The 22,150-nt window shown below is 68.3% G+C and carries 19 protein-coding genes, 2 pseudogenes and 1 riboswitch; of the genes and pseudogenes, 11 read left to right on the forward strand and 10 right to left on the reverse strand.

Annotated elements, in window-relative coordinates:
- Positions 1 to 16: 16 nt before the first annotated feature.
- The 3 genes from K2L43_RS00795 to K2L43_RS00805 form a co-directional block, all read right to left on the reverse strand.
- Positions 17 to 1,321, reverse strand: coding sequence for a Glu/Leu/Phe/Val dehydrogenase (locus tag K2L43_RS00795; protein ID WP_011803604.1), 1,305 nt, complete (start codon positions 1,319 to 1,321; stop codon positions 17 to 19).
- Positions 1,322 to 1,501: 180 nt separating this feature from the next.
- The gene (locus tag K2L43_RS00800) at positions 1,502 to 2,419 is read right to left on the reverse strand and encodes a PPK2 family polyphosphate kinase (RefSeq protein ID WP_011803605.1); all 918 of its coding nucleotides are present in this window, start codon (positions 2,417 to 2,419) and stop codon (positions 1,502 to 1,504) included.
- 29 nt (positions 2,420 to 2,448) lie between these two features.
- Positions 2,449 to 3,372, reverse strand: a complete 924-nt coding sequence (locus tag K2L43_RS00805; protein ID WP_012655259.1) for a LysR family transcriptional regulator — start codon at positions 3,370 to 3,372, stop codon at positions 2,449 to 2,451.
- A gap of 71 nt (positions 3,373 to 3,443) precedes the next feature.
- On the opposite strand from K2L43_RS00805, the gene K2L43_RS00810 reads away from it, so the two are divergent.
- Positions 3,444 to 3,932, forward strand: a complete 489-nt coding sequence (locus K2L43_RS00810) for a PACE efflux transporter (protein WP_220638303.1) — start codon at positions 3,444 to 3,446, stop codon at positions 3,930 to 3,932.
- Between the two features lie 44 nt (positions 3,933 to 3,976).
- Here K2L43_RS00810 and cynR read toward each other — a convergent pair whose 3' ends face one another.
- Complete coding sequence (gene cynR, locus K2L43_RS00815) at positions 3,977 to 4,903, reverse strand: transcriptional regulator CynR (protein ID WP_220638304.1); 927 nt, start codon at positions 4,901 to 4,903, stop codon at positions 3,977 to 3,979.
- 149 nt (positions 4,904 to 5,052) lie between these two features.
- On the opposite strand from cynR, the gene K2L43_RS00820 reads away from it, so the two are divergent.
- From K2L43_RS00820 to K2L43_RS00835, 4 genes are read left to right on the forward strand one after another with little or no spacing between them, the layout of a single operon-like run.
- Positions 5,053 to 6,255, forward strand: coding sequence for a muconate/chloromuconate family cycloisomerase (locus K2L43_RS00820; protein ID WP_220638305.1), 1,203 nt, complete (start codon positions 5,053 to 5,055; stop codon positions 6,253 to 6,255).
- A gap of 28 nt (positions 6,256 to 6,283) precedes the next feature.
- Positions 6,284 to 6,580 (forward strand): muconolactone Delta-isomerase, encoded by a 297-nt coding sequence (catC, locus tag K2L43_RS00825; RefSeq protein ID WP_220638306.1) that lies wholly within the window; start codon positions 6,284 to 6,286, stop codon positions 6,578 to 6,580.
- Between the two features lie 45 nt (positions 6,581 to 6,625).
- On the forward strand, positions 6,626 to 7,549 hold the full coding sequence (locus K2L43_RS00830) for a dioxygenase (protein WP_220638307.1): 924 nt from the start codon (positions 6,626 to 6,628) through the stop codon (positions 7,547 to 7,549).
- A 26-nt stretch (positions 7,550 to 7,575) separates the two neighbouring features.
- Positions 7,576 to 8,568 (forward strand): tripartite tricarboxylate transporter substrate binding protein, encoded by a 993-nt coding sequence (locus K2L43_RS00835; RefSeq protein WP_011803612.1) that lies wholly within the window; start codon positions 7,576 to 7,578, stop codon positions 8,566 to 8,568.
- An 85-nt stretch (positions 8,569 to 8,653) separates the two neighbouring features.
- Here the strand turns inward: K2L43_RS00835 and ccoG are convergent, their stop codons facing one another.
- Together ccoG and petA are read right to left on the reverse strand one after the other, a co-directional pair.
- Positions 8,654 to 10,066, reverse strand: coding sequence for a cytochrome c oxidase accessory protein CcoG (gene ccoG, locus K2L43_RS00840; protein ID WP_220638308.1), 1,413 nt, complete (start codon positions 10,064 to 10,066; stop codon positions 8,654 to 8,656).
- Positions 10,067 to 10,109: 43 nt separating this feature from the next.
- The gene (petA, locus tag K2L43_RS00845; RefSeq protein ID WP_011803614.1) at positions 10,110 to 10,724 is read right to left on the reverse strand and encodes a ubiquinol-cytochrome c reductase iron-sulfur subunit; all 615 of its coding nucleotides are present in this window, start codon (positions 10,722 to 10,724) and stop codon (positions 10,110 to 10,112) included.
- Between the two features lie 203 nt (positions 10,725 to 10,927).
- Between petA and K2L43_RS00850 the strand changes: the two genes are divergently transcribed.
- The 4 genes from K2L43_RS00850 (at position 10,928) to K2L43_RS00865 (ending at position 17,630) form a co-directional block, all read left to right on the forward strand.
- Positions 10,928 to 12,280: a sigma-54-dependent Fis family transcriptional regulator gene (locus K2L43_RS00850; RefSeq protein ID WP_220638309.1), complete on the forward strand. Its 1,353-nt coding sequence runs from the start codon at positions 10,928 to 10,930 to the stop codon at positions 12,278 to 12,280.
- Positions 12,281 to 12,445: 165 nt separating this feature from the next.
- A riboswitch (S-adenosyl-L-homocysteine riboswitch) is annotated at positions 12,446 to 12,567 on the forward strand.
- 30 nt (positions 12,568 to 12,597) lie between these two features.
- Positions 12,598 to 15,387 (forward strand): methionine synthase, encoded by a 2,790-nt coding sequence (metH, locus tag K2L43_RS00855; protein WP_172734526.1) that lies wholly within the window; start codon positions 12,598 to 12,600, stop codon positions 15,385 to 15,387.
- A 35-nt stretch (positions 15,388 to 15,422) separates the two neighbouring features.
- Positions 15,423 to 17,024, forward strand: coding sequence for a murein L,D-transpeptidase (locus tag K2L43_RS00860; protein WP_220638310.1), 1,602 nt, complete (start codon positions 15,423 to 15,425; stop codon positions 17,022 to 17,024).
- Between the two features lie 33 nt (positions 17,025 to 17,057).
- A complete protein-coding gene (locus K2L43_RS00865; protein WP_011803618.1) occupies positions 17,058 to 17,630 on the forward strand; it encodes a YcbK family protein in 573 nt (190 codons plus the stop codon).
- A gap of 69 nt (positions 17,631 to 17,699) precedes the next feature.
- Here K2L43_RS00865 and K2L43_RS00870 read toward each other — a convergent pair whose 3' ends face one another.
- Complete coding sequence (locus K2L43_RS00870; RefSeq protein WP_220638311.1) at positions 17,700 to 18,236, reverse strand: shikimate kinase; 537 nt, start codon at positions 18,234 to 18,236, stop codon at positions 17,700 to 17,702.
- A 129-nt stretch (positions 18,237 to 18,365) separates the two neighbouring features.
- On the opposite strand from K2L43_RS00870, the gene K2L43_RS00875 reads away from it, so the two are divergent.
- Positions 18,366 to 19,283, forward strand: a complete 918-nt coding sequence (locus K2L43_RS00875; protein ID WP_220638312.1) for a YihY/virulence factor BrkB family protein — start codon at positions 18,366 to 18,368, stop codon at positions 19,281 to 19,283.
- Between the two features lie 180 nt (positions 19,284 to 19,463).
- On the opposite strand, the pseudogene K2L43_RS00880 reads toward K2L43_RS00875, so the two are convergent.
- Positions 19,464 to 19,742 (reverse strand): annotated as a pseudogene (locus K2L43_RS00880) (transposase); the annotation flags it as partial.
- Here K2L43_RS00880 and K2L43_RS18925 point away from each other — a divergent pair.
- Positions 19,743 to 19,913, forward strand: a pseudogene (locus tag K2L43_RS18925) (apolipoprotein N-acyltransferase); the annotation flags it as partial.
- A gap of 154 nt (positions 19,914 to 20,067) precedes the next feature.
- Here the strand turns inward: K2L43_RS18925 and K2L43_RS00885 are convergent.
- Positions 20,068 to 21,453 carry an ATP-binding protein gene (locus K2L43_RS00885; protein WP_220638313.1) on the reverse strand — a complete coding sequence of 462 codons (1,386 nt, stop codon included), beginning with the start codon at positions 21,451 to 21,453 and terminating at the stop codon, positions 20,068 to 20,070.
- Entirely contained in the window at positions 21,450 to 22,118 is a 669-nt protein-coding gene (locus tag K2L43_RS00890; protein ID WP_220638314.1) for a response regulator, read from the reverse strand. Before K2L43_RS00890 ends, K2L43_RS00885 begins: the two co-directional genes overlap by 4 nt.
- Positions 22,119 to 22,150: the final 32 nt, after the last annotated feature.

Here is a 22,150-nt window from a genome sequence, read left to right on the forward strand (position 1 = left end):
CACGGAGCGGGCCGTTTCAGGGGTACAGGCCGCGCATCTCGCGTGCATGCAGGATGCGCTTGCAGGCCACGATGAAGGTCGCCGTGCGCAGCGTGACTTTGTTCTCCTGCGCCACCTGCCACACGCCCGCGAAGGCCTCTTTCATGATGCGCACCAGGCGGGCGTTGATCTCGTCCTCGGTCCAGAAGAAGCTGGAGAAGTCCTGCACCCACTCGAAGTAGCTGACCGTCACGCCGCCGGCGTTGGAGATCACGTCGGGCAGCACCAGTACGCCCTTGTCGTTGAGGATGTCGTCGGCCTCGGGGGTGGTGGGGCCGTTGGCGCCCTCGATCACCATCTTGGCCTGGATCCGTCCCGCGTTGTCCTTGGTGATCTGGCTCTCCAGCGCTGCGGGGATCAGGATGTCGCAGGCCACGCCCCAGAAGGCGTCGTTGGCCATGGGCTCGGCGCCGGCGAATCCGCCCACGCCGCCGGTTCGCTGCACGTGCGCCAGCAGCGCCGGCACGTCCAGACCCTTGTCGTTGTGGATGCTGCCGGTGTGGTCCTGCACCGCCACCACCTTGGCGCCGGCCTCGGCAAACAGCTTGCCGGCCGTGCCACCCACGTTGCCAAAGCCCTGCACGGCCACGCGCGCACCCTCGATGGCCATGCCGGTCAGGCGCGCGGCCTCCACGCCCACGGTGAACACGCCGCGGCCCGTGGCCTCCACGCGGCCCAGCGAGCCACCCAGGTCCACGGGCTTGCCCGTGACCACGCCGGTGGCGGTGGTGCCCACGTTCATGGAATAGGTGTCCATCATCCAGGCCATGACCTGGGCGTTGGTGTTCACGTCCGGCGCGGGAATGTCCTTGGAGGGGCCGATGATGATGCCGATCTCGCTGGTGTAGCGGCGCGTCAGGCGCTCCAGCTCGGCCTTCGACAGGGTCTTGGGGTCGACGCGGATGCCGCCCTTGGCGCCACCGTAGGGCACGTTCACGGCCGCGTTCTTGATGCTCATCCAGGCCGACAGGGCCATGACTTCGGACAGGGTCACGTCCTGGTGAAAGCGCACACCGCCCTTGCCCGGGCCTCGGCTGACGTTGTGCTGCACGCGGTAGCCCTCGAAGTGGGCGATGGTGCCGTTGTCCAGCTCAATGGGCACATCCACGATCAGCGCACGCTTGGGGCGCTTCAGCGTCTCCACCCAGCGCGCCAGGCTGCCCAGGTAAGGGGTGACGCGGTCGATTTGCTGCAGATACACCCCCCAGGGGCCGAGGTGGTTGGGGTCCAGATAGGACGGCAGCGCGTGGGTGGGAAGGGGTGGGTTGGGGGTGTTGGACATGCGGAATTCCTTGGGGAATGTCTACCAAGCGAAGCACTTTATGCCTGTCGCCCAGGGCTGTCCAACGCCGCCATGTTTCCATCTAATGCATTCGATGCATAACCTTGCCATGCCCGCGTCTTGGTGAAATTTGCTCCTTTAAAAGGAGCTGTTGGCGCTTGCCGCGCAAGCGCTAGAGCCCTATTTGACTGTGAAATTTTCCAGCGCGGGGTCGCCCGGTGGGTAGCGCAGTTCCAACCGCTGCAGCACGCCGCGCAGCACGCTGGCGATCATCAGATTGCGGTGCGTCTTGGAGTCGGCGGGCACGATGGTCCACGGCGCCCACGGGGTGTGCGTCGCGGGCAGGAACGCCTCATAGGCGCGCTGGTAGGCGTCCCACTGCTCGCGCACCTGGATGTCGCCCATGTCGAACTTCCAGTGTTTGGTGGGGTCGTCCAGGCGCTCCTGCAGGCGCTGGCGCTGCTCGTCCTTGCTGATGTGCAGCATGAACTTCATGACCACCGTGCCCGTTTCGGCCAGCAGCCGCTCGAAGTCGTTGATGTGCGCATAGCGCTGGCGCTGCTGCTCGGGCGTGATCCATCCGTTCACCACGGGCACCAGCACGTCCTCGTAATGGCTGCGGTTGAACACGGTGAGTTCGCCCGCGCCGGGCACCTGGCGGTGGATGCGCCACAGGTAGTCGTGCGCGCGCTCCAGCTCGGTGGGCGCCTTCCAGCCCACGGCATGCACGCCCAGGGCGCTCATGCGGCCGAACACGCCGCGCACGGTGCCGTCCTTGCCGGCGGTGTCCATGCCCTGCAGCACCACCAGCAGCTTGTAGCGGCGGTCGGCGTACAGCAGGTCCTGCAGCGCGTCCAGCTCCAGCGCCAGCTCCTCCACGCGGGCCTTGTCCAGTGCCTTGTCGCCGCAGGAAAAAGGCTTGGCGCCAGGGTCGTAGTCCTTCAGGTGCAGCGCGCCGTTGTCCTTGTCGGCGTGCTTGCCGTTCTTGTCGTTCTTGCCGTTGCCCCCGTTCGGGGCGAAGTCCTTGGGCTGCCACTGGCGCCATTGCTTGGCCAGCGCGTCGTCGGCGATGTCAAAGGGTGGCAGGTAGGTGGGCATGAACGCTCCTCAAGATGGTCAGTGCCTGGCTATTGTGGCGCCGGGCTGCTGCCGGGCCGCTGGCGCGCCATCAACTCTACGAAGCGGCGTGCGCCCAGGCCCAGCGGGCGCTCGCGCGACCAGACCACGTCCACCCACAACTGGGCGCCGTTGCTCAGATTCTCCAGGGGCAGTTCCACCAGCGTGCCGGCGGCGATGCGCGGCGCCACCAGCGCGCGCGGCTGCCAGCCCCAGCCCAGGCCTGCCTCGATCAAGCCCAGCGCGGCCAAGTGGCTGTCGGTGCGCCAATGGTGGCGCGCGTAGACGAAGCGCGCATCGGTCTGCCCCAGGTCGCGCCCGGCCACGACGATCTGGCGCGTGCCGGCCAGGTGTTCCTCGCGCAGGCCTGCAGGGCCCGCACCCGCCGCGCGCGGCGCCAGCAGCGGATGTTGCGGCGCGATGACGGCCACCAGGGTTTCGCTGCCCACCTCCTGGAAGTCTTCCCGCCCGTCCAGACTGGGGCGCTCGAACACCAGCGCGAGCTGGGCGCGCCCGGCATGCAGCAGGGCCAGCGCATCGGCCTGGGGCGCGGCCAGCACCTCCACCTGCAGCAGCGGGTAGTCCTGCGCCAGCGTGGCCAGCGGGCCGTGCCAGCGCGCGGCCAGCAGCTCGGGTGCAATGGCCAGGGTCAGGCGTTCCTCCAGCCCCTGGGTCAGCGCCAGCGCCTGGGTGTTGAGCTGCTGCAGCTGCGCCGCCAGCGCGCGTGCCTGCGGCTCCAGCGCACGCGCGGCCGCCGTGGGGCGCGGCTCGCGGCCGCTGCGGTCGAAGAGGGGCATGTCCAGCTCGGCTTCCAGCTGGGCGATGGCCATGCTCACGGCCGAGGGCACGCGCGACAGCGCCCGCGCCGCGGCGGAGAACGAGCCGCGGTCCAGCACGGCCAGGAACACGAGGACGTTGTCGGAAGTGAAGGCCATGCGCCAATCTATCAATATTTCTGAAAGAAGATGACTTTTTCCTTCAGATTTCACTCCCTATACTGCGCCGCATGAGTGCAACAACACATGCGGTCGGCCTGCAGGGGCCGAAGCGCCGGGTGGTCTTTGTCACCCTCTACGAAATCATCGCGATCATCGTCTCCAGCCTGCTCTTCATGGCCATTGGCCAGGGCGCGGGCGCTTCGGGGGTGATGGCCGTCGTCGCGTCCGCTCTGGCCATCGCCTGGAACGTGACCTTCAACGCCCTGTTCGAGCGCTGGGAGGCGCGCCAGCGCGTCAAGGGCCGCTCCGTACTGCGGCGCGTGGTGCACGCCGTAGGCTTCGAGGGCGGTCTGGCGTTGGTCCTCATCCCACTGATGGCCTGGTGGTTCGGCGTGAGCCTGTGGCAGGCCACGGTGATGGAGGCCGGCCTGCTGCTGTTTTTCCTTGTCTACACCTACGCCTTCAATTGGGCGTTCGACCGCATCTTCGGCCTGCCCGCATCGGCCCAGGCCGTGCCTGCTGCCGCGCCAGCCGGGGTAGCGGTAGGCGCTCCTTAGTTCATAGCTGCTTGCGCTTGACTGGTAAGCGCTAGAGCCATTTTTTACTCTTGCTGTGCAACACTGCCCTGCAGGGAAGGCGGAGCAGCGGTGCGTGCGATGGCGGGCCGCAATAGCGCCACGAACTCGCGCGCCGCGGCGCTGCGCGAGGCGCCGCGGCGCCACAGCAGGCCGGCGCGGCGCACGGTGCGCGGCTCGGTGAGCACGGCGGCGCGCATGTCGGGGCCCGCGTGCAGGGCCGCGTGCTCGGCGGCGATGGTGGCCAGCGGCCCGCTGCGGCAGGCCTGCAGCAGCGCATCCACCGACTCCATCTCCACGCGCACCAGCGGCGTCACGCCCGCCTGGGCGAAGGCCGCGTCGATCAACCGGCGCGTGGCGAAGCTGGCCGGCAGCAGCGCCAGCGGCACGCCCGCCAGCTCGGCCAGCCGCAGGCGCTGCCTGCGCGCCAGCGGGTGGCCCTGGTGCACCACCAGGTGCATGCGTTCCTCGAACAGCGGCTCGGCCTCGATCTCCTCGCGGCTGGCCGGATGGAAGGCGATGCCGAGATCCAGCCGGCCGGCGATCAGCAGTTCCTCGATCTGGCCGCTGCGCAGGTCGCGCACGGTGAGCTGTACGCCCGGGTAGCGCGCGCTGAAGGCGGCCACCGCGTCGGGCACGAAGCGCGTAAGAAAGGTGGGGATCACGCCCACCTGGAGCGTGCCGGTCTGCAGCGCGCTCATGTCGGCCACGGCCTGCCGCCCGGCTTCCAGCTCCTGCAGCGCGCGCGCCGCGTGGTCGCGAAAGGCGTGGCCCGCCTGGGACAGGCGCAGCCCGCGCCCCAGGCGGTCAAAGAGCGGCACGCCCAGCTCGGCCTCCAGCTGGCGCAGGCCATGCGAGAGCGTGGACTGCGTGACGAATAGCGCATCCGCCGAGCGGGTGAGGTGCTCGGTTTCGGCCACGCTCAAGAAGTACCGCAACTGGCGCAGTTCCATGGGTGCAATCCGTTCTAAGGGTTAACCCTAAAACCTGTGACTGTTCGATAGCGTCGAACAAAAACTGCAATATATCTCATTGGATTCGCCCCGAGGGCAGCGCTAAGGTCATGGCCCGTAACGCTTTTTTCCGCCACGGCCCGCTTTCCATGACGACTTCTCCTTCCGCTTCCGTGCCGCGCATCGAACGCATCCAGGCACGCATCCTGGACATCCCCACGATCCGCCCGCACAAGCTCTCGTTCGGCGCCATCCAGCGCCAGAGCCCCGTGATCGTGCAGCTGTGGCTGAGCGATGGCGCCAGCGGCTTCGGCGAGGCCGCGACCATCGGCGGCCCCTCGTGGAACGAGGAATCGCCCGAGAGCATCCGGCATGCCATCGACAGCTACCTCGCGCCTGCCGTGATCGGCCAGGACGCGGGCCGCTTTGAGCAGTTGCTGCAGCGCATGGATCTGGCCTGCAAGGGCAACCGCTTTGCCAAGAGCGCCGTGGAGCAGGCCGCCATCGACGCCGTGGCGCGCAGCCTGGGCCTGCCCGTGTGGCAACTGCTGGGCGGCAAGCAGCGCGAGAGCCTGCCCCTAGCGTGGACGCTGGCCAGCGGCGACTCCGCCAAGGACATCGAGGAGGCCGAGAAGATGCTGACCGCGCGCCGCCACCGCATCTTCAAGCTGAAGATCGGCGCGCGCGCGCCGCAGGACGACGTGGCGCACGTGGCACGCATCGCCCGCGCGCTGGACGGCCGCGCCAGCATGACGGTGGACGTGAACCAGGCCTGGGACGGCGCCGCCGCGCGCCGCTACCTGCCCGAGATGATCGATGCCGGCGTGGGCCTGATCGAGCAGCCCGTGGCCCAGTGGAACGAGGAGGCGCTGCGCCAGCTCACCGCCACGCTGCCCCACACCGCGCTGGTGATGGCCGACGAGACCGTCTGCACGCCGCAGGACGCGATGCGCCTGGCGCGCCATAACGCCTGCCATGTGTTCTCGCTCAAGATCGCCAAGCACGGCGGCCTGCTGCGCACGCGCGCCGTGGCCGACGTGGCGCGCGCCGCCGACATCGGCTGGTACGGCGGCACGATGCTGGAGACCTCCGTCGGCAGCGCCGCCTCGGCCCATGTGTTTGCGACGCTGGGCGGCACGCACCACAACTGCGAGCTGTTCGGCCCGCAGCTGCTGGTGGACGACATCGTGGAGCAGCAGATGGTCCTTTCCGACTTCGCGCTGCAGTTGCCCGACGGGCCGGGCTTCGGCCTCACCGTGGTGCCCGAGCGGCTCGACCGCTTCGACCGTGCACGCCAGGGCCTCACGCCCGTGCACGTGGACCTGGGCCGCGCCAGCGCGCAGCCCGCCTGACCCCCTTTTTTTGCCAGGAGAAACCCAGATGCTGTTCCTCGTTCGCATGGATGTGAAGATTCCCCACGACCTGCCCGCCGCGCAGGCCGACGAAATCAAGGCCCGCGAGAAGAAGTACTCGCAAGACCTGCAGCGTGACGGCCGCTGGCGCCACATCTGGCGCGTGGTGGGCGAGTACGCCAACTACAGCGTGTTCGACGTGCAGTCCAACGACGAGCTGCACCAGCTGCTGTCGCAGCTGCCGCTGTTCCCCTACATGGACATCCACGTGACGCCGCTGGCGAACCACCCTTCAGCCATCGTGCAGGACGGCGCCGCCGGCTGACGCACGGCCCCCGACACCCCACATTCCATCCCACAGGAGAGAGACATGGCCGAATACACCGCCCAGCAGTTGCTGGACATCGTCAACACCGTGCACGTGGCCGAGGGCAATGCCCGCGTGCGCCAGATCACGCAGCGCATCGTCACGGACCTGTTCCGCACCATCGAAGACCTGGACGTGACGCCCGACGAGTTCTGGGCCGGCGTGAGCTGGCTCACGCGCCTGGGCGCCAGCGGCCAGACGGGCCTGATCACCGCCGGCCTGGGCTTTGACCGCTTGATCGACATCCGCATGGACGAGGCCGACGAGCGCGCCCAGCGCGCCGCGGGCACGCCGCGCGCCATCGAGGGCCCGTTGTTCGTGGCCGGCGCGCCGCTGTCCGAGCGCGAGGTGCGCCTGGACGAGGGCGAGGAGCCGCCGCGCGGCGAGGTGGTGGTGATGGAAGGCCGCGTGCTCGACACCGACGGCCAGCCTGTGGCCGGCGCGCTGATGGACGTGTGGCACGCCAACGAGCTGGGCCGCTACTCGCACTTCGACCCCGACCAGGCGCCCTACCACCTGCGCCGCAAGATCCGCACGGGCGCGGACGGCAGCTATCGCTTTCGCAGCTTCATCCCGCCGGGCTACGCCATCCCGCCGGGCAGCCCCACGGCCGAACTGTTCGACGCCCTGGGCCGCCATGGCAACCGACCCGCGCACATCCACTTCCTGGTGGTGGCAGACGGCCTGCGCACGCTGACCACGCAGGTCAACATTCCGGGCGACAGCTTCCTGGACGACGACTTCGCCTTCGCCACGCGCGACGGCCTGGTGGTCACGCTGGAGCCGGGCACGCCCGCCGCCGGCTATGAATCGCTGGGCATCAGCGCGCCGTTCACCCGCGTGCGCTTTGACTTCGTGCTGCAAAAGGCCCTGTCGGCCGACGAGCAGCGCCCCGAGGCACGCATGGACCGCGTGGCCGCCGCCTGACATCCTGGACCTGAGGTAGACACACCATGACTTTCTCCCGCCGCATTGCCCTGCTGGGCGCCTGCACCCTGGCCGCCGCCGGCCTGCTGCCCGCTGCCGCCATGGCGCAGCCCGACGCCAACTGGCCTTCCAAGCCCATCAAGTGGGTCGTGCCCTTCCCTCCGGGCGGCGCCATGGACGTGATTGCCCGCACGCTGGGCGAGAAGGCCGGCCGCACGCTGGGCCAGCCCTTCGTGATCGAGAACCGCCCCGGCGCGGGCGGCAACATCGGCGCCGACGCCGTGGCCAAGTCACCGGCCGATGGCTACACCATCATGATCACGTCCATCGGCATGGCCACCAACAAGGCGCTGTACCCGCGCCTGAGCTACGACCCGGTGAAGGACTTCGCGCCCATCAGCCTGCTGGCCATCGTGCCCAACGTGCTGGTGGTGAACACCGCCAAGACGACCGACAAGTCCGTGGCCGACGTGATCGCCCATGCCAAGCGCGACCCCGGCAAGCTCACCTATGCCTCGGCCGGCAACGGCACCTCCATTCACCTGGCGGGCGAGGTGTTCGCCTCCATGGCCGGGCTGAACCTGCTGCACGTGCCCTACAAGGGCAGCGGCCCGGCCGTGACCGACATGCTGGGCGGCCAGGTGGACCTGATGTTCGACAGCATCACCTCGGCGCGCCCGCACATCCTGTCGGGCAAGCTGCGCGCGCTGGGCGTGACCAGCGCCAAGCGATCGGCCACGCTGCCGGGCGTCCCCACCATCGCCGAGGCCGGCGTGCCGGGCTACGAGGTCTCGCCCTGGTTCGCCGTGTTCGCGCCCGCGGGCACGCCGGCGGCCATCGTGAACAAAATCAACGCCGCGCTGATCGACGCCATGAAGCAGCCCGATACCGTGGCCAAGTTCGAGACCATCGGCGCCGAGCCCATCGGTACCACGCCGCAGCAGCTGGCCACGCACCTGGACAAGGAGCTGGCCCGCTGGGGCGCGCTGATCAAGGAGCGCAACATCCGCATGGATTGATAGCGGGTTGCTATGAAATAAGGAGCTTCCAGCGCTTGATAGAAGGGCGCTGGAAGCTCTTTTGGCTTGTAATCTGCGGCGGCGCCTACCGCGGCACGAGGAACACGGTCTTTTCCGACACCTGCGCCCGGTCGCCCAGCGCCTGTACGTCCAGGTGCACGGTGTGCGAACCGGCGGGCGCGGCGCCATAGGGCACCTGCAGCCGCACCGCCACCCAGCGCGACTCGGCGGGGCCGATCTCCACTTCGGGCTCCGAGGCCACCTGCAGCCCCTGCAGGCCGCTGGCCGTGATGCGGTAGCGCTGGGGCTGCTCGGTGGCATTCATGACCTGCACGCGGTAGATGTTCTCCAGTTGCCCACCCGCCACCACGCGCGAGAGCGCGGCGCGGTCGCGCACCACATCCACCTTCAGCGGCGCGCGCGTGACCAGGCTGGCCAGCATGGCCGTGCACAGCGCCAGCAGCACGGCGCTGTAGAACAGCACGCGCGGGCGCAGCACGCGGCGCAGCATCTGTGCGCTGCTCCAGCGGTTTTGCATGCCGTTTTGCGTGGCGTAGCGGATCAACCCGCGCGGGTACTGCACCTTGTCCATCACGGTGTTGCAGGCGTCCACGCACATGCCGCAGCCAATGCACTCGTACTGCAGGCCCTTGCGGATGTCGATGCCCGTGGGGCACACCTGCACGCACAGCGAGCAGTCGATGCAGTCGCCCAGGCCGGCGGCCTTGGCGTCCACCTTCTTGCTGCGCGCGGCGCGCGGCTCGCCGCGCTGGGTGTCGTAAGTGACGATCAGCGTGTCCTTGTCGAACATCGCGCTCTGAAAGCGTGCATACGGGCACATGTACTTGCACACCTGCTCGCGCATGTAGCCCGCAAAGCCATAGGTGGCGAAGCTGTAGAAACCCACCCAGAAGATCTGCCAGGTGCCGTGCAGCGCCAGCAGTTCGCCGCCCAGTTGGCGGATGGGCACGAAGTAGCCCACGAACGTGAATCCGGTCCATAGCGCCACCGTCACCCAGGCGAGCTGCTTGAGCGTCTTGCGCCACAGCTTCTCGAAGGTCCACGGGCCCTTGTCCAGGCGCATGCGCGCGCTGCGGTCGCCTTCGGTCAGGCGCTCCAGCCACAGGAACAGCTCGGTGTACACCGTCTGCGGGCAGGCGAAGCCGCACCACAGCCGCCCCGCCACCGCCGTGAACAGGAACAGCGACAGCGCCGACATGATGAGCAGGCCGGTGAGGTAGATGAAGTCCTGCGGGTACAGCACCAGGCCGAACAGGTAAAAGCGCCGCGCGCCCAGGTCGAACAGCACCATCTGCCGTTCGCCCCACTGCCACCAGGGCAGGCCGTAGAACACCCCCTGGGTGAGCAGCACCAGTGCCCAGCGCCAGCGCGTGAACACGCCGCCGATGGCGCGCGGGTAGATCTTCTTCTTGGCTTCGTACAGGTCGACGTAGACGTCGCGTTCGGCAGCGGGGGGCTGGGTCTGCGGGGCGGGCATGGAAGGGGCGTGGTTGTGATGGTCTTGGGCGAAGGGCGGTCGATCAGGCGCTGGCGCTGTCCTCGCCGATCAGCAGCCGCGTGGCGCTCAGGAAGCGGTGCGGCGGCACCTCCAGGTTCGTCGGTGCGGGCTTGTTGCGGTACACGCGTCCCGCGTTGTCGAACGTGGAGCCATGGCAGGGGCAGAAGAAGCCCCCGGGCCAGCCCGCGCCCAGGCCGGACTGCGGCGCGCCCGGGGCCACGGCCGTGGGCGAGCAGCCCAGGTGCGTGCAGATGCCGATGGCCACGAAGACCTCCGGCTGGATGGAGCGGTGGGTATTGCGCGCGTAGTCGGGCTGCTGGTCCTTGGCCGATGCGGGGTCGGCCAACTGTGCCTCCAGCCCCTGCAGCGACTGCAGCATCTCCGGCGTGCGCCGCACGATCCAGACGGGTTTGCCGCGCCACTCCACCGTGAGCATGCCGCCCGGCGGCAAGCCGGCGATGTCCACCTCCACGGCTGCGCCCAGGGAGCGTGCGCGTTCGCTGGGCGCCAGGCTGCTGACCAGGGGCACGGCCGCGCCGACGGCGGCCAGACCCCCGGCGGCGGCCGTGGCGTGGATCAGGGTGCGGCGTTCTGCGTCGGGCGCAGCGCAGGTGCACGAGGCGGGCAGGGCAGTCATGGCGATTCCTTCACGATGGGCGCGGCCAAAGGACCGCGCGCTTGCTTGTCCTGACTCAAGAGCCGTGCCAGCCTGGCTGCGCGGCACTGCGTGCGAAATCTCCATGTGGAACAAAGGCTTACATCCACCCAAGGAGTCAGCGCTGCCATGGTGGACGGCAGAAACACTGCCAATGCATGCCATTTGTGACACCATATGTCACCATGGCCGACACTCCTGATCTTTCTCCCACCCCGGCGCAGGTGGCGCAGACCGCGCTGCTTGCCTCCTGGCTGGAGGGGCTGCCCGAGCCGCACATCCTGTTCGACCGCGGCTACCGCATCGTGGCCGCCAACGGCGCCTACCGTCGCCAGTTCGGCCAGGGCGCGCCGGTGGTGGGGCGCACCTGCCATGCGGTCTCGCACCATTCACCCGTGCCGTGCGACCAGGCGGGCGAGACTTGCCCGCTGGCGCGCTCGCTCTTCAGCGGTCAGCGTGAGCGCGTGCTGCACCTGCACCACACCCCGGCGGGTGAGGAATACGTGCAGATCGAACTGGTGCCGCTGCGCGACGAGGCGGGCCAGCCCCAGTACTTTCTGGAGAAGATGGAGCCGCTGCGCATTGCCCAGGGGCAGCCGGGCGCGCCGGGCATGATCGGGCGCGCGCCCGCGTTCCAGGCCGTGCTGGAGCTGATCGCGCGCGTGGGCCCGTCGCAGGCCAGCGTGCTGCTGCTGGGCGAGTCGGGCACGGGCAAGGAGCTGGCCGCGCGCGCCGTGCACGAGGCCAGCCCCCGCGCGGGGCGGCCGCTGGTGGTGGTGGACTGCGCCAGCCTGCCCGAGACGCTGTTCGAGAGCGAACTGTTCGGCCACGAGCGTGGCGCCTTCACCGGCGCCCATGCCGCACGCGCCGGCCTGGTGGAGGCGGCGCACGGCGGCACGCTGTTCCTGGACGAGGTGGGCGACATCCCGCTCACCATGCAGGTCAAGCTGCTGCGTTTGCTGGAAAGCGGCACCTACCGCCGCGTGGGCCACACCGAGCTGCGCCGCGCGGACATCCGACTGGTGGCGGCCACCCACCGCGACCTGCGCGCCATGGTGCGCGAGGGCCGGTTTCGCCAGGACCTGTACTACCGCCTGAGCACCTTTCCCATCCAGCTGCCCGCGCTGCGCGAACGCCCGCAGGACATTCCGCTGCTGGCGGAATCGCTCCTGCAGCGCGTGGCCGGGGGGCGGGGCCTGGTGCTTGCGCCCGCGGCGCTGCGCCGGCTGGCGCGGCACCCCTTCCCCGGCAACGTACGCGAGCTGCGCAACGTGCTGGAACGTGCCGCGCTGCTGACCGACGGCGCGGTGGTGACCGCCCATACGATCGAGCGCGCGCTCTCGTTCGATGCGCCCGCGGCGGCGCCGGCCCGCGCTGCGCAGCAGCCCGACCATGCCACCCTGCGTGACATCGAATCCGAGGCCCTGCGCGCAGCGCTGGCGGGGGGGGCCGCGTCGCGTCGCGAATTGGCGCGCGCCCTGGGGGTCAGCACGCGCACGCTGTACCGCAAGCTGCGACTGTTACGGGAGCAGGGCTGATGCTCCTTGCTTGATAGCTTTTAGCGCTTGCTGTGGCTGGCTTGCGGTCTGTTTTTGCTTGAACCAACCACCGCCCGTGTAGGGGCCACGTTCTGGGCGCACAGTGCACGCGGGGGTATATCCATATGCCTGCCCCCCAAAGGTGGGCCGCGTAGAATTCGACGCTTTCCCGAGGAGCGCTGCAGCGCCCGCCGGCCGGGGCCGCACAGGCGGCTCGCGCGTGGCGGCGTCAGGCTCGGGCCCACCGCGGCATGCAGCCGTGCGTGTACCAACGGCGCTCACCTGATGTGTCTGTTCTTGTTATCCAGGTGAGCCCCATGCCGTCGTCCGCCCCCGCATCTTCCGTCCCTTCGCACGCCGTGCCGCCCATGCGCCTGTCGGGGCTGGAGCCCGTGTTCATCGGCGAGGGGAGCTTGTTCGTCAACGTGGGCGAGCGCACCAACGTCACCGGCTCCAAGGCGTTCGCGCGCATGATCCTGAACGACCAGTACGAGCAGGCACTGTCGGTGGCGCGTCAGCAGGTGGAAAACGGCGCGCAGATCATCGACGTGAACATGGACGAGGCCATGCTGGACAGCAAGGCCGCGATGGTGCGCTTCCTGAACCTCATTGCCTCCGAGCCCGACATCGCCCGGGTGCCGGTGATGGTGGACAGCTCCAAGTGGGAGGTCATCGAGGCCGGCCTGCGCTGCCTGCAGGGCAAGGGCATCGTCAACTCCATCAGCATGAAGGAGGGCGTGGAAGAGTTCAAGCGCCAAGCCAAGCTGATCCGCCGCTACGGCGCGGCCGCCGTGGTCATGGCCTTCGACGAGAAGGGCCAGGCCGACACCTTCGCACGCAAGACCGAGATCTGCGAGCGCGCCTACCGCATCCTGGTGGACGAGGTGGGCATGGCGCCCGAGGACATCATCTTCGACCCCAACATCTTCGCCATCGCCACGGGCATCGAAGAGCACGCCAACTACGCCGTGGACTTCATCGAGGCCGTGCGCTGGATCAAGCAGCATCTGCCGGGCGCCAAGGTGTCGGGCGGCGTGTCCAACGTGTCGTTCAGCTTCCGCGGCAACGAGCCGGTGCGCGAGGCGATCCACACCGTGTTCCTGTACCACGCCATCAAGGCCGGCATGGACATGGGCATCGTCAACGCGGGCATGGTCGGCGTCTACGACGACCTCGACCCCGAGCTGCGCGAGCGTGTGGAAGACGTGGTGTTGAACCGCCGCCCCGACGCGGCCGAACGCCTGCTGGAGATCGCCGAGGCCGCCAAGGGTGCCGCCAAGGACGACAGCAAGAAGCTGGAGTGGCGCGGCACGCCCGAGCACCCGAAAACCGTGGGTGAGCGCCTGTCGCATGCGCTGGTACACGGCATCACCGACTTCATCGTCGAAGACACCGAGGAGGCCTACCAGCAGATCGTGGTGCAAGGCGGCGGCCGCCCGCTGCACGTGATCGAAGGTCCGCTGATGGACGGCATGAACATCGTGGGCGACCTGTTCGGCGCGGGCAAGATGTTCCTGCCGCAGGTGGTCAAGAGCGCCCGCGTGATGAAGCAGGCCGTGGCCCACCTGATCCCTTACATCGAGGAAGAAAAGCGCCAGCAGGAAGCCGCCGGCCTGGACGTGTCCAGCAAGGGCAAGATCGTCATCGCCACCGTGAAGGGCGACGTGCATGACATCGGCAAGAACATCGTGACCGTCGTCCTGCAGTGCAACAACTTCGAGGTCATCAACATGGGCGTGATGGTGCCCTGCCATGAAATCCTGGCGCGCGCCAAGGCCGAAGGCGCGGACATCATCGGCCTGTCGGGCCTGATCACGCCCAGCCTGGAAGAGATGCAGTACGTGGCCGGCGAGATGGACAAGGACGAGTACTTCCGCATCAAGAAGATTCCATTGCTGATCGGCGGCGCCACCTGCTCGCGCGTGCACACGGCGGTCAAGATCGCGCCGCAGTACCAGGGCCCCGTGGTCTACGTGCCCGATGCCTCGCGCAGCGTGAGCGTGGCGCAGAGCCTGCTGGGCGAGCAAAAGGACAGCTACCTGGCGGAGGTGCAGGCCGACTACGACCATGTGCGCCACCTGCATGCCAACAAGAAGAAGACGCCGGTGTGGCCGCTGGCGCAGTGCCGCGCCAACAAGACGCGCATCGACTGGGCGCATTACCAGCCGCCGGCGCCCAAGTTCATCGGCCGGCGCGTGATCAAGAACATCGACCTGGCCGAGCTGGTGCCCTTCATCGACTGGGCGCCGTACTTCCAGACCTGGGACCTGGCCGGCAAGTACCCCGACATCCTGCAGGACGAGGTGGTGGGCGAGGAAGCCACGCGCGTCTTCCGCGACGCACAGGCCATGCTCAAGAAGATCGTGGAGGGCCGCTGGCTCACGGCCCACGCCGTGGTGGGCTTCTGGCCCGCCAACACCGTGCGCGATGACGACATCGAGCTGTATGCCGATGCCGCGCGCGACAAGGTCGTGCTCACCTGGTACGGCCTGCGCCAGCAGGCCGAGAAGCAGCCCGACGCCGAGGGCCGCATGCGCCCCAGTCGCTGCCTGGCCGACTTCATCGCGCCTCGCCTGGAGGGTGGCGCACCCACGCAGGCCGACCACATTGGCGCGTTTGCCGTCACTGCCGGCATCGGCGTGGATGCCAAGGTGGCCGAGTTCATGGCCGACCACGACGACTACAGCGCCATCACCCTCAAGGCCCTGGCCGATCGCCTGGCCGAGGCCGGTGCCGAATGGCTGCACCACCGCGTGCGCACCGACTGGTGGGGCTACCAGGCGGGCGAGCGGCTGTCCAACGACGAACTGATCGCCGAGAAGTACGTGGGCATCCGCCCCGCGCCGGGCTACCCCGCATGCCCCGATCACCGGGTGAAAAAGCCGCTGTTTGCATTGCTGGGTACGGCCGACGTGGACATGGACATTACCGACAGCTACGCCATGACGCCCGCGGCCAGTGTGAGCGGCTTTTACTTCAGCCACCCCGAGAGCACCTACTTCAGCGTCGGCAAGATCGACGATGCGCAGGTGCAGGACATGGCCCAGCGCAGCGGAGTGCCCCTGGCCGAGGTGGAGCGCGCGCTTGCGCCGAATCTGGGGCTATAGCGCCTGGTCGGCGCAGGCCATGCCAAGATCGACCCATGAACCTGCGCCTGCTGACACACCACACTGCACCCCTGCTGCTGGCGGCCTGGATGCCGCTGGCTGCCTGGGCGAACCCGTCCTGGCTGACGGCTGACGGGCGCCCCCTGCCGGCTGCGCATGAAGCGGTGCGCTGGCTCAACGACGCCGCAGCCGATGGGCTGGAGCCGGCCGACTATGGCGCGCAGCACCTGAGGGATGCGCTGGCGGCCGCAGCCGCACGCGGCCTGGATGCCGCCTGCGCCGTGGCGCTCGACCAGGAGCTGACGCAGGCCGTGGAGCGCTACCTGTATGAGCTGCATGGCGGGCGCATCGATCCGGCACGGCTCAACGAGCGCTACGACCACTCCCGCCGCCCCCAGCCCGACCTGCGCGCCGCGCTGCAGACCGCGCTGGCCGACGGCCAGATCCAGCAGGCGCGGGACGCGGCCATCCCCCGCGTGCCCATGTACCCGGCGCTGCGCGCACTGCTGGCGCAGTACCGCGCGATGGGCGCTCACCCTGCCTGGGCGCAGCCGTTGCCCGCGCTGCCGGGCCGCAAGCTCACGCCGGGCCAGCCCTGGGAGGGCCTGGGCGTGCTGGCCGAGCGGCTGGTGGCGCTGGGCGACCTGCCGCCGCAGCCCACGGGCGAGCCGCCCGCAGCGTCCGCGCCCGCGCAATATACCCCCGCATTGGTCGAGGCCGTCACGGCCTTCCAGCGCCGCCACGGGCTGGAGGCGGACGGGGTGCTGGGCGCGACCACGCTGGCGGCGCTGAATGTGCCCCCGGCCGCACGCGCCGAGCAGATCGCGCTGCAGATGGAGCGCCTGCGCTGGACGCCCGTGCTGCAGGGCCCGCGCATGATCGCCGTGAACGTGCCCGAATACCGCCTGCGCGCCTATGAGTACGCGGGCGGCAGGATCACGCTGCGCCTGTCCATGGCGGTCATCGTCGGCAAGGCGCTGGATACGCGCACGCCGCTGTTCGATGAGGACATGCAGTCCATCGAATTCAGTCCGTACTGGAACATCCCGCCGTCCATCGCCCGCGGCGAAATCGTGCCGCGCCTGCGCCGCGACCCGGGCTACCTGGCCCGGCAGGGCATGGAATTCGTCAGCGCGGCGGGCGTGAGCACCGACGCTACACCCGAGATGCTGGGCGCCGTGCTGGCAGGCCAGGCGCGCATACGCCAGCGCCCGGGGCCGCTGAACGCGCTGGGCGATATCAAGTTCGTGCTGCCCAACAACGACAACATCTACCTGCACCACACCTCGGCGCCCACGCTGTTCGGCCGCAGCCGGCGCGACCTGAGCCACGGCTGCGTGCGTGTCGAGGAGCCGGTGGCGCTCGCCCAGTTCGTGTTGCAGGACGATCCCACCTGGACCGTGGAGCGCATCCGTGCGGCCATGGCGCAGCCCAAGCCTGTGTTCGTACGGCTGCCGCATCCGGTGCCGGTCATCATCACGCACATCACCGTGGTGGTGCAGGACGGCCGTCCGCACTTCTATGGCGACCTGTACGGCCATGACCGCAAGCTCGCCAGCCTGCTGCGCCAGCATTCGGCAAAACCCTACGATGCGGTCCGCGCGGGTAGTGCTGCCGGGGTGATCGGTCCAAAATAGCGCGTTTTTTCGCTTTTTCGAGGTTTTTCGCGCATGGCTCCACCGCACAACCCCCACCGCCGTCTATTCCTGGGGCGCGGCGCCGCCGTCGCGCACGCCGCAGCGGCCGCGGTGCTGCTGCCCAAGGCGGCGTTGGCGTCGCTCAGCGAAGAGCAGGACCTTGCGCGGCGCCTGGCCTTCAACCACCTGCACACCCATGAGCGGCTGGCGCTGGTCTACGCCCAGGGCGAACAATTCGTTCCCGCGGCGCTGCCCACGCTCAACCACTTCCTGCGCGACCACTACAGCGGCGACGTCGGCGTGATGGACCCGGACCTGTTCCACCTGCTGCACCGCGTGCGACAGACGCTGCAGACGCAGCGGCCTTTCGAGGTCATCTCCGGCTACCGCAGCCCCCACACCAACGAGACGCTGCGCACCACGCGCGGCGGCGGTGTGGCGCGGCGCAGCCTGCACATGGACGGCAAGGCCATCGACGTGCGCCTGCCCGGCGTGTCCCTGAGCGACCTGCGCGACGCCGCCATCTCCCTGCGGGCGGGCGGCGTGGGCTACTACGCCCGGGAACAGTTCGTGCACATCGACACCGGACGTGTGCGCAGCTGGTAAGCCTCTGCGCCGCAAGAGAACCAAGGCCCCGCATGCGGGGCCTTTTTCATGTCTGAGGAAGGGCGCTTGCTACACCGGGTCGCCCGGCGCCGCCATCTCCAGCTGCATCATGATTATGTTGACCAGCGTGTGCACCGTGGGCCGGCCGGTCTCGATGACGTAGTGCGCGGCCTCGCGGTACAGCGGGTCCCGCGCGCGGTAGAGGTCGCGCAGGCGGGCCAGCGGGTCGTCCACCTGCAGCAGGGGCCGCGTGCGGTCGTGCTTGATGCGCTTGAAGATCTCGTCGGGCGAAGCGCGCAGGTACATCACATGGGGAAAGCCGCGGCGCAGCGTGGCGCGGTTGTCCTCGCGCAGCACGGCGCCGCCGCCGGTGGACAGCACCATGCCGCCGGGCTGGGCGGCCAGCTCGGCCAGCAGCGCAGCCTCGTGGTCGCGAAAGGCCGCTTCGCCATGCTGGTCGAAATAGTCGCGGATGCTGGTGCCCAGCCGCTGCTCCAGCCGCTGGTCCAGGTCCACGAAGGGAAGCCCCAGACGGCGGGCGAGCTGGCGGCCCACCGTGGATTTGCCCGAGCCCGGCATACCGACCAGGGCGCAACGCGTTTGCATGCTTGTCTGTCGTGGTGAGTGAAGACTGGGGAGTGTAAGAGCGTCCACCTGGTCCGTGGCAGCCGGTGCGCGGCCGGCTATCGGCTTGCGCCGACAGGGGGCCGGGCCCGCACTGTTCACAATCGGGCCATGCCACTGTCCCTGCAGAGCCTCAAATCTTTTGCCCAGCCACTGCTGCAGCGGGTGTTGCAGCCCATTGCGCCGCTGGTGCGCGCCGTGCAGATGTGGCTGGACGCCGACGGCCTGCGCATGAGCGCGGCGATGTCGTTCTACGGCATGCTGAGCCTGGCGCCGCTGTTGCTGCTGCTGGTGGGGGTGCTCGGGTGGTGGATCGACCAGGCCTACCTGGAGAGCAACCTCATCGCCCAGGTGCGCGGGGTGATGGGCGAGCGCGGCGCCGAGGTGGTGCGCCTGGCGCTGGCCAGCGCGCAGGAGCCGGCCGAGGGGCGCCTCGCGTCGGTGGCCGGCTTCGTGCTGCTGCTGTCCGGCGCGACGGGGGTGTTTGTGGAGCTGCAGAGCGCGCTGGAGCGGCTGTGGGCACACGGCCAGCCCGCGCCCGAGCGCAAGGCGTGGTGGCGCATGGCCTCCCTGCGCCTGCGGGGCCTGGCCTATGTGCTGGCCATCGGTTTTCTGCTGCTGGTGTCGCTGGTGTTGTCCACGGCCATCAACGTGCTGGCCACCTGGGCCAGCGCGCGGCTGCCGTTCGGCTCGGGCACGCTGCTGCAGATCGTCAATGAGGCCGTGGCCTTCGCCGTGGCGGTGGCGCTGTTCTTGGGGCTGATGCGCATCGGCAGCGGCCCCAAGCCGCCCACGCATTGCCTGGTATTCGGCGCGGTGGTGGGCGCCACGCTGTTCACGGTGGGCAAGCAGTTGCTGGCGCTGTACCTGTCCACCGCGGCGGTGGTGTCGGCCTATGGCGCTGCGGGCTCGCTGGTGGTGCTGCTGATGTGGATCTACTTTTCGTCCGCGGTGCTGCTGTTCTCGGCCGCCAGCGCGCGGGCGCTGCACGAAACGCGTACCGCCGCCTCCGCGCCTGCGGGCCGTTGACCGCTGATTACGTCCGTTACGCCGCGCGCGGTTTTGTGAAGCAGGGCCGGCGTTAGGGATGCTCTGCACGAATCACTTGTGAACGTGCCACGCCCGCTTGACAGGTAAAACCGGCCTCGACCAAGTCGCCAAGCTCAGTTCAAGCGCGTATCGAGCGTAATTCCCCCGGTTTGGCGGGCATTACGCCCCTTGCACGCGCACCTGTCCCAGGGCCTGCAACTTGTGCCTGACCATCCACAGGTTGCTCAGCGCAAACAGCGTGACGATCTGCGCCGTGTTCTTCTTCAGGCCGCGGTAGCGCACCTTCACATACCCGAACTGCTGCTTGATTATTCGAAACGGGTGTTCCACCTTGGCCCGGATGCTCGCCTTGATCTTCTCGTGCTGCTCGATCAACGCATCTACGGGCTTGTCCTTGTCCAGCGCCTGGCGCACGCTTCGTTTCATGGCCACATGCCAGCGAAAGGACGGGTCGCTGCCGCTCTGCCGCCACACAGGCCGGGCGTGTTGTCCGTGACCGTACAAGGCATGAGCGGCCTGACGCCGTACGTTCGCCATGGCGACCAGCCCGTCCTGTTGCTCATAGGGATGGTGCTGGCTGGTCTCGCATGGCGCCCGACCCGACGGTAGCCGCAAGACCGGCAGCCGCACGAGCACTGCCATGAGCCCGATCCCCGGCGGCTGGTTACACCCAAGTCAGACGATGGATCGAACGAAGGGGAACCACATCAGCATGCATCCGTCCCTTGGCTGTAACCCCGCCATCCATGGCAGCACACCAAACCTACGGCTTTGAATCCAAACTGCGTCCTGCAGGCCAGGCTTGGCTTTTTTTGGGTGCAGGGTCAGTGGGCACGAGAAATTTCGCAACCAGACCTCCCCCTTCCCGGGGTTCGAGATTCAGTGCCCCACCAAATCTCTCTGCAATGGCCCGCACGATCGAAATGCCCAGGCCCGCCCCGTCCTTGCTCTTTCGGCCCTGGTCGCCGCGCCAGAAACGTTGGCCGATTTGGGATGCCTGCTCGGCAGTCAGCCCGGGGCCACGGTCCGATACGGTAACCACACACCGCTGTGCATTCGGATCCAGGAACACGCCAACCTCGATCGCCGCATCTCGCGGCGAGTAGCGCATTGCGTTGTCAACCAGATTGCGAACCGCCGTTTCCAGCATCGACTTGGGCACCGGAGTTCCGGTGTCCTCGCCGATGATGTTCAACGACAAGCGCTCATTTTCGTGCGCCTTCCACTGTTCCAGCACGCCGCCGATAGAAGCGACCACAGAGGTGCAACCGTCCGCCTTGTCGGCAGACGTCTCGGCGCGGGCCAGCGTCATCATCTGGTCCAAGGTGCGCCTCAGTCGTTTCACGCCTTCCTCTGCACTGGAGAGAGACGATGCCACCTCGTCGCCTTCACTGAGCCGGGCCACCTGCAGATGCGTATCGATCACGGTCAACGGTGTGCGCAGCTCGTGCGCCGCGGCATCGGTGAATGCCCGCTGGCTGGCAAGTGTTCGTGCCAGGCGCTTGAGAAGCCCATTCATTGCGTCCAGAACCGGGCGCAGTTCCGAGGGCGAATGGTTGACAGCAATGGGGGACGTGTCGTCCGCGTGTTTGTCGCGCAATTGCTGCGACAGAGCCTCCAGGGGGGCCAGCCCCCGGCCAATGCCGATCCAAAGGGCAGCCAGGCCGCCAAGGAAAGCAATCAAGAATGGCACGCCAGCCACGCTCAGCAGTTCGTTGATCAGCATATCCCGCTGATCCACGCGATCCGCCGTCGTGATCTGGTAGCCATTGGCACGAAGAACGTAGACCCTCCACTGATGTCCCAAAACGTCCCGCGTGCTGAAGCCGGCCGGCAGTGACTCGAACTCCGAGTGAGGTCCAGTGGTCGTTCGTGCCAGGATCTCTCCCTGCAAGGACCGGATTTCACATGCGATGCCCTCCTTGCCGCTGACGCGCACCGCCTGGGTGAAGTCGTTGGACGCCGCATTCGGAGCCAGCGCGGCGCGTTCAAGAAGCCCGGACACCATGCGTGCCGACATGGCAAGGCGGCCGTCGAGGGTTCGGTCGAGATTGGAATGAACGCCGCGCATCATCCAGCCGGCGGCAGCACCCCACAGAACCAACAGCGAGATACCGGCGATCAGAACAGCCCGAAGGCGCAGGCTCATGATGCGAGCCTCCAGCCCAGCCGATAGCCGAGCCCCCGGACCGTCTCGATGGCTTCGGCACCGAGCTTGCGGCGGATGTTGTGGATATGCACATTGAGCGCATTGCTGCCGATCTCTTTCCCGAGGCCATACAAGCGCTCGTTGAGCATGTCGGGCGGGACCCACCGGCCATCGGCGTTGGCGAGATGGGCCAGCAGATCGACCTCGCAGCGCGACAAGGAGACGGACTCGCCCTCGAACCAGGCCAGCCCGCTCTCCGGCTCCAGCCGCAGGGGGCCGGCCGAGATGACCTGGGCCGCACGGCCTTGCGTGCGTCTGAACAGCGCATGCAGCCGGGCCGCGAGTTCACGCAGATCGAACGGTTTGACCATGTAGTCGTCGGCACCTTCATGTAGCCCTTTGAGCCTGTGTTCGATGGCGTCCCGCGCCGTGAGGATCAGGACAGGCAACAGAGGCTCGACGGCCCGCATGCTGGCCAGCAACTCCATGCCGTCCCGGTCGGGAAGCCCGAGATCGAGCACCAGGGCGTGGAAGGTGTCTTCTGCATGCGTGGCTTCGGCTTCTTCTGCGGTGGCGACGTGATGCACCGCGATGCCGTGCTTGTGCAGACCGGCCACGATCCCTCGCCCGATCAGTTCGTCGTCTTCCACCAACAATATTCGCATGGCGCCTACCCACCTGAGTTTGCTTGTTTGAC

The sequence above is a fragment of the Diaphorobacter sp. MNS-0 genome, assembly GCF_019602835.1.
In the GTDB taxonomy this organism is placed as follows: Bacteria; Pseudomonadota; Gammaproteobacteria; order Burkholderiales; family Burkholderiaceae_C; genus Diaphorobacter; species Diaphorobacter nitroreducens.

Bases quoted from the DNA above. Each gene is read 5' to 3' on its own strand.
- cynR (WP_220638304.1), bottom strand. From the start codon at position 4,903: ATGGAACTGCGCCAGTTGCGGTACTTCTTGAGCGTGGCCGAAACCGAG.
- K2L43_RS00860 (WP_220638310.1), top strand. From the start codon at position 15,423: ATGAACCTGCGCCTGCTGACACACCACACTGCACCCCTGCTGCTGGCG.
- K2L43_RS00885 (WP_220638313.1), bottom strand. From the start codon at position 21,453: ATGAGCCTGCGCCTTCGGGCTGTTCTGATCGCCGGTATCTCGCTGTTG.
- K2L43_RS00865 (WP_011803618.1), top strand. From the start codon at position 17,058: ATGGCTCCACCGCACAACCCCCACCGCCGTCTATTCCTGGGGCGCGGC.
- K2L43_RS00820 (WP_220638305.1), top strand. From the start codon at position 5,053: ATGACGACTTCTCCTTCCGCTTCCGTGCCGCGCATCGAACGCATCCAG.
- K2L43_RS00835 (WP_011803612.1), top strand. From the start codon at position 7,576: ATGACTTTCTCCCGCCGCATTGCCCTGCTGGGCGCCTGCACCCTGGCC.
- K2L43_RS00875 (WP_220638312.1), top strand. From the start codon at position 18,366: ATGCCACTGTCCCTGCAGAGCCTCAAATCTTTTGCCCAGCCACTGCTG.
- catC (WP_220638306.1), top strand. From the start codon at position 6,284: ATGCTGTTCCTCGTTCGCATGGATGTGAAGATTCCCCACGACCTGCCC.
- K2L43_RS00795 (WP_011803604.1), bottom strand. From the start codon at position 1,321: ATGTCCAACACCCCCAACCCACCCCTTCCCACCCACGCGCTGCCGTCC.
- K2L43_RS00890 (WP_220638314.1), bottom strand. From the start codon at position 22,118: ATGCGAATATTGTTGGTGGAAGACGACGAACTGATCGGGCGAGGGATC.
- metH (WP_172734526.1), top strand. From the start codon at position 12,598: ATGCCGTCGTCCGCCCCCGCATCTTCCGTCCCTTCGCACGCCGTGCCG.
- K2L43_RS00805 (WP_012655259.1), bottom strand. From the start codon at position 3,372: ATGGCCTTCACTTCCGACAACGTCCTCGTGTTCCTGGCCGTGCTGGAC.
- ccoG (WP_220638308.1), bottom strand. From the start codon at position 10,066: ATGCCCGCCCCGCAGACCCAGCCCCCCGCTGCCGAACGCGACGTCTAC.
- petA (WP_011803614.1), bottom strand. From the start codon at position 10,724: ATGACTGCCCTGCCCGCCTCGTGCACCTGCGCTGCGCCCGACGCAGAA.
- K2L43_RS00830 (WP_220638307.1), top strand. From the start codon at position 6,626: ATGGCCGAATACACCGCCCAGCAGTTGCTGGACATCGTCAACACCGTG.
- K2L43_RS00810 (WP_220638303.1), top strand. From the start codon at position 3,444: ATGAGTGCAACAACACATGCGGTCGGCCTGCAGGGGCCGAAGCGCCGG.
- K2L43_RS00800 (WP_011803605.1), bottom strand. From the start codon at position 2,419: ATGCCCACCTACCTGCCACCCTTTGACATCGCCGACGACGCGCTGGCC.
- K2L43_RS00870 (WP_220638311.1), bottom strand. From the start codon at position 18,236: ATGCAAACGCGTTGCGCCCTGGTCGGTATGCCGGGCTCGGGCAAATCC.
- K2L43_RS00850 (WP_220638309.1), top strand. From the start codon at position 10,928: ATGGCCGACACTCCTGATCTTTCTCCCACCCCGGCGCAGGTGGCGCAG.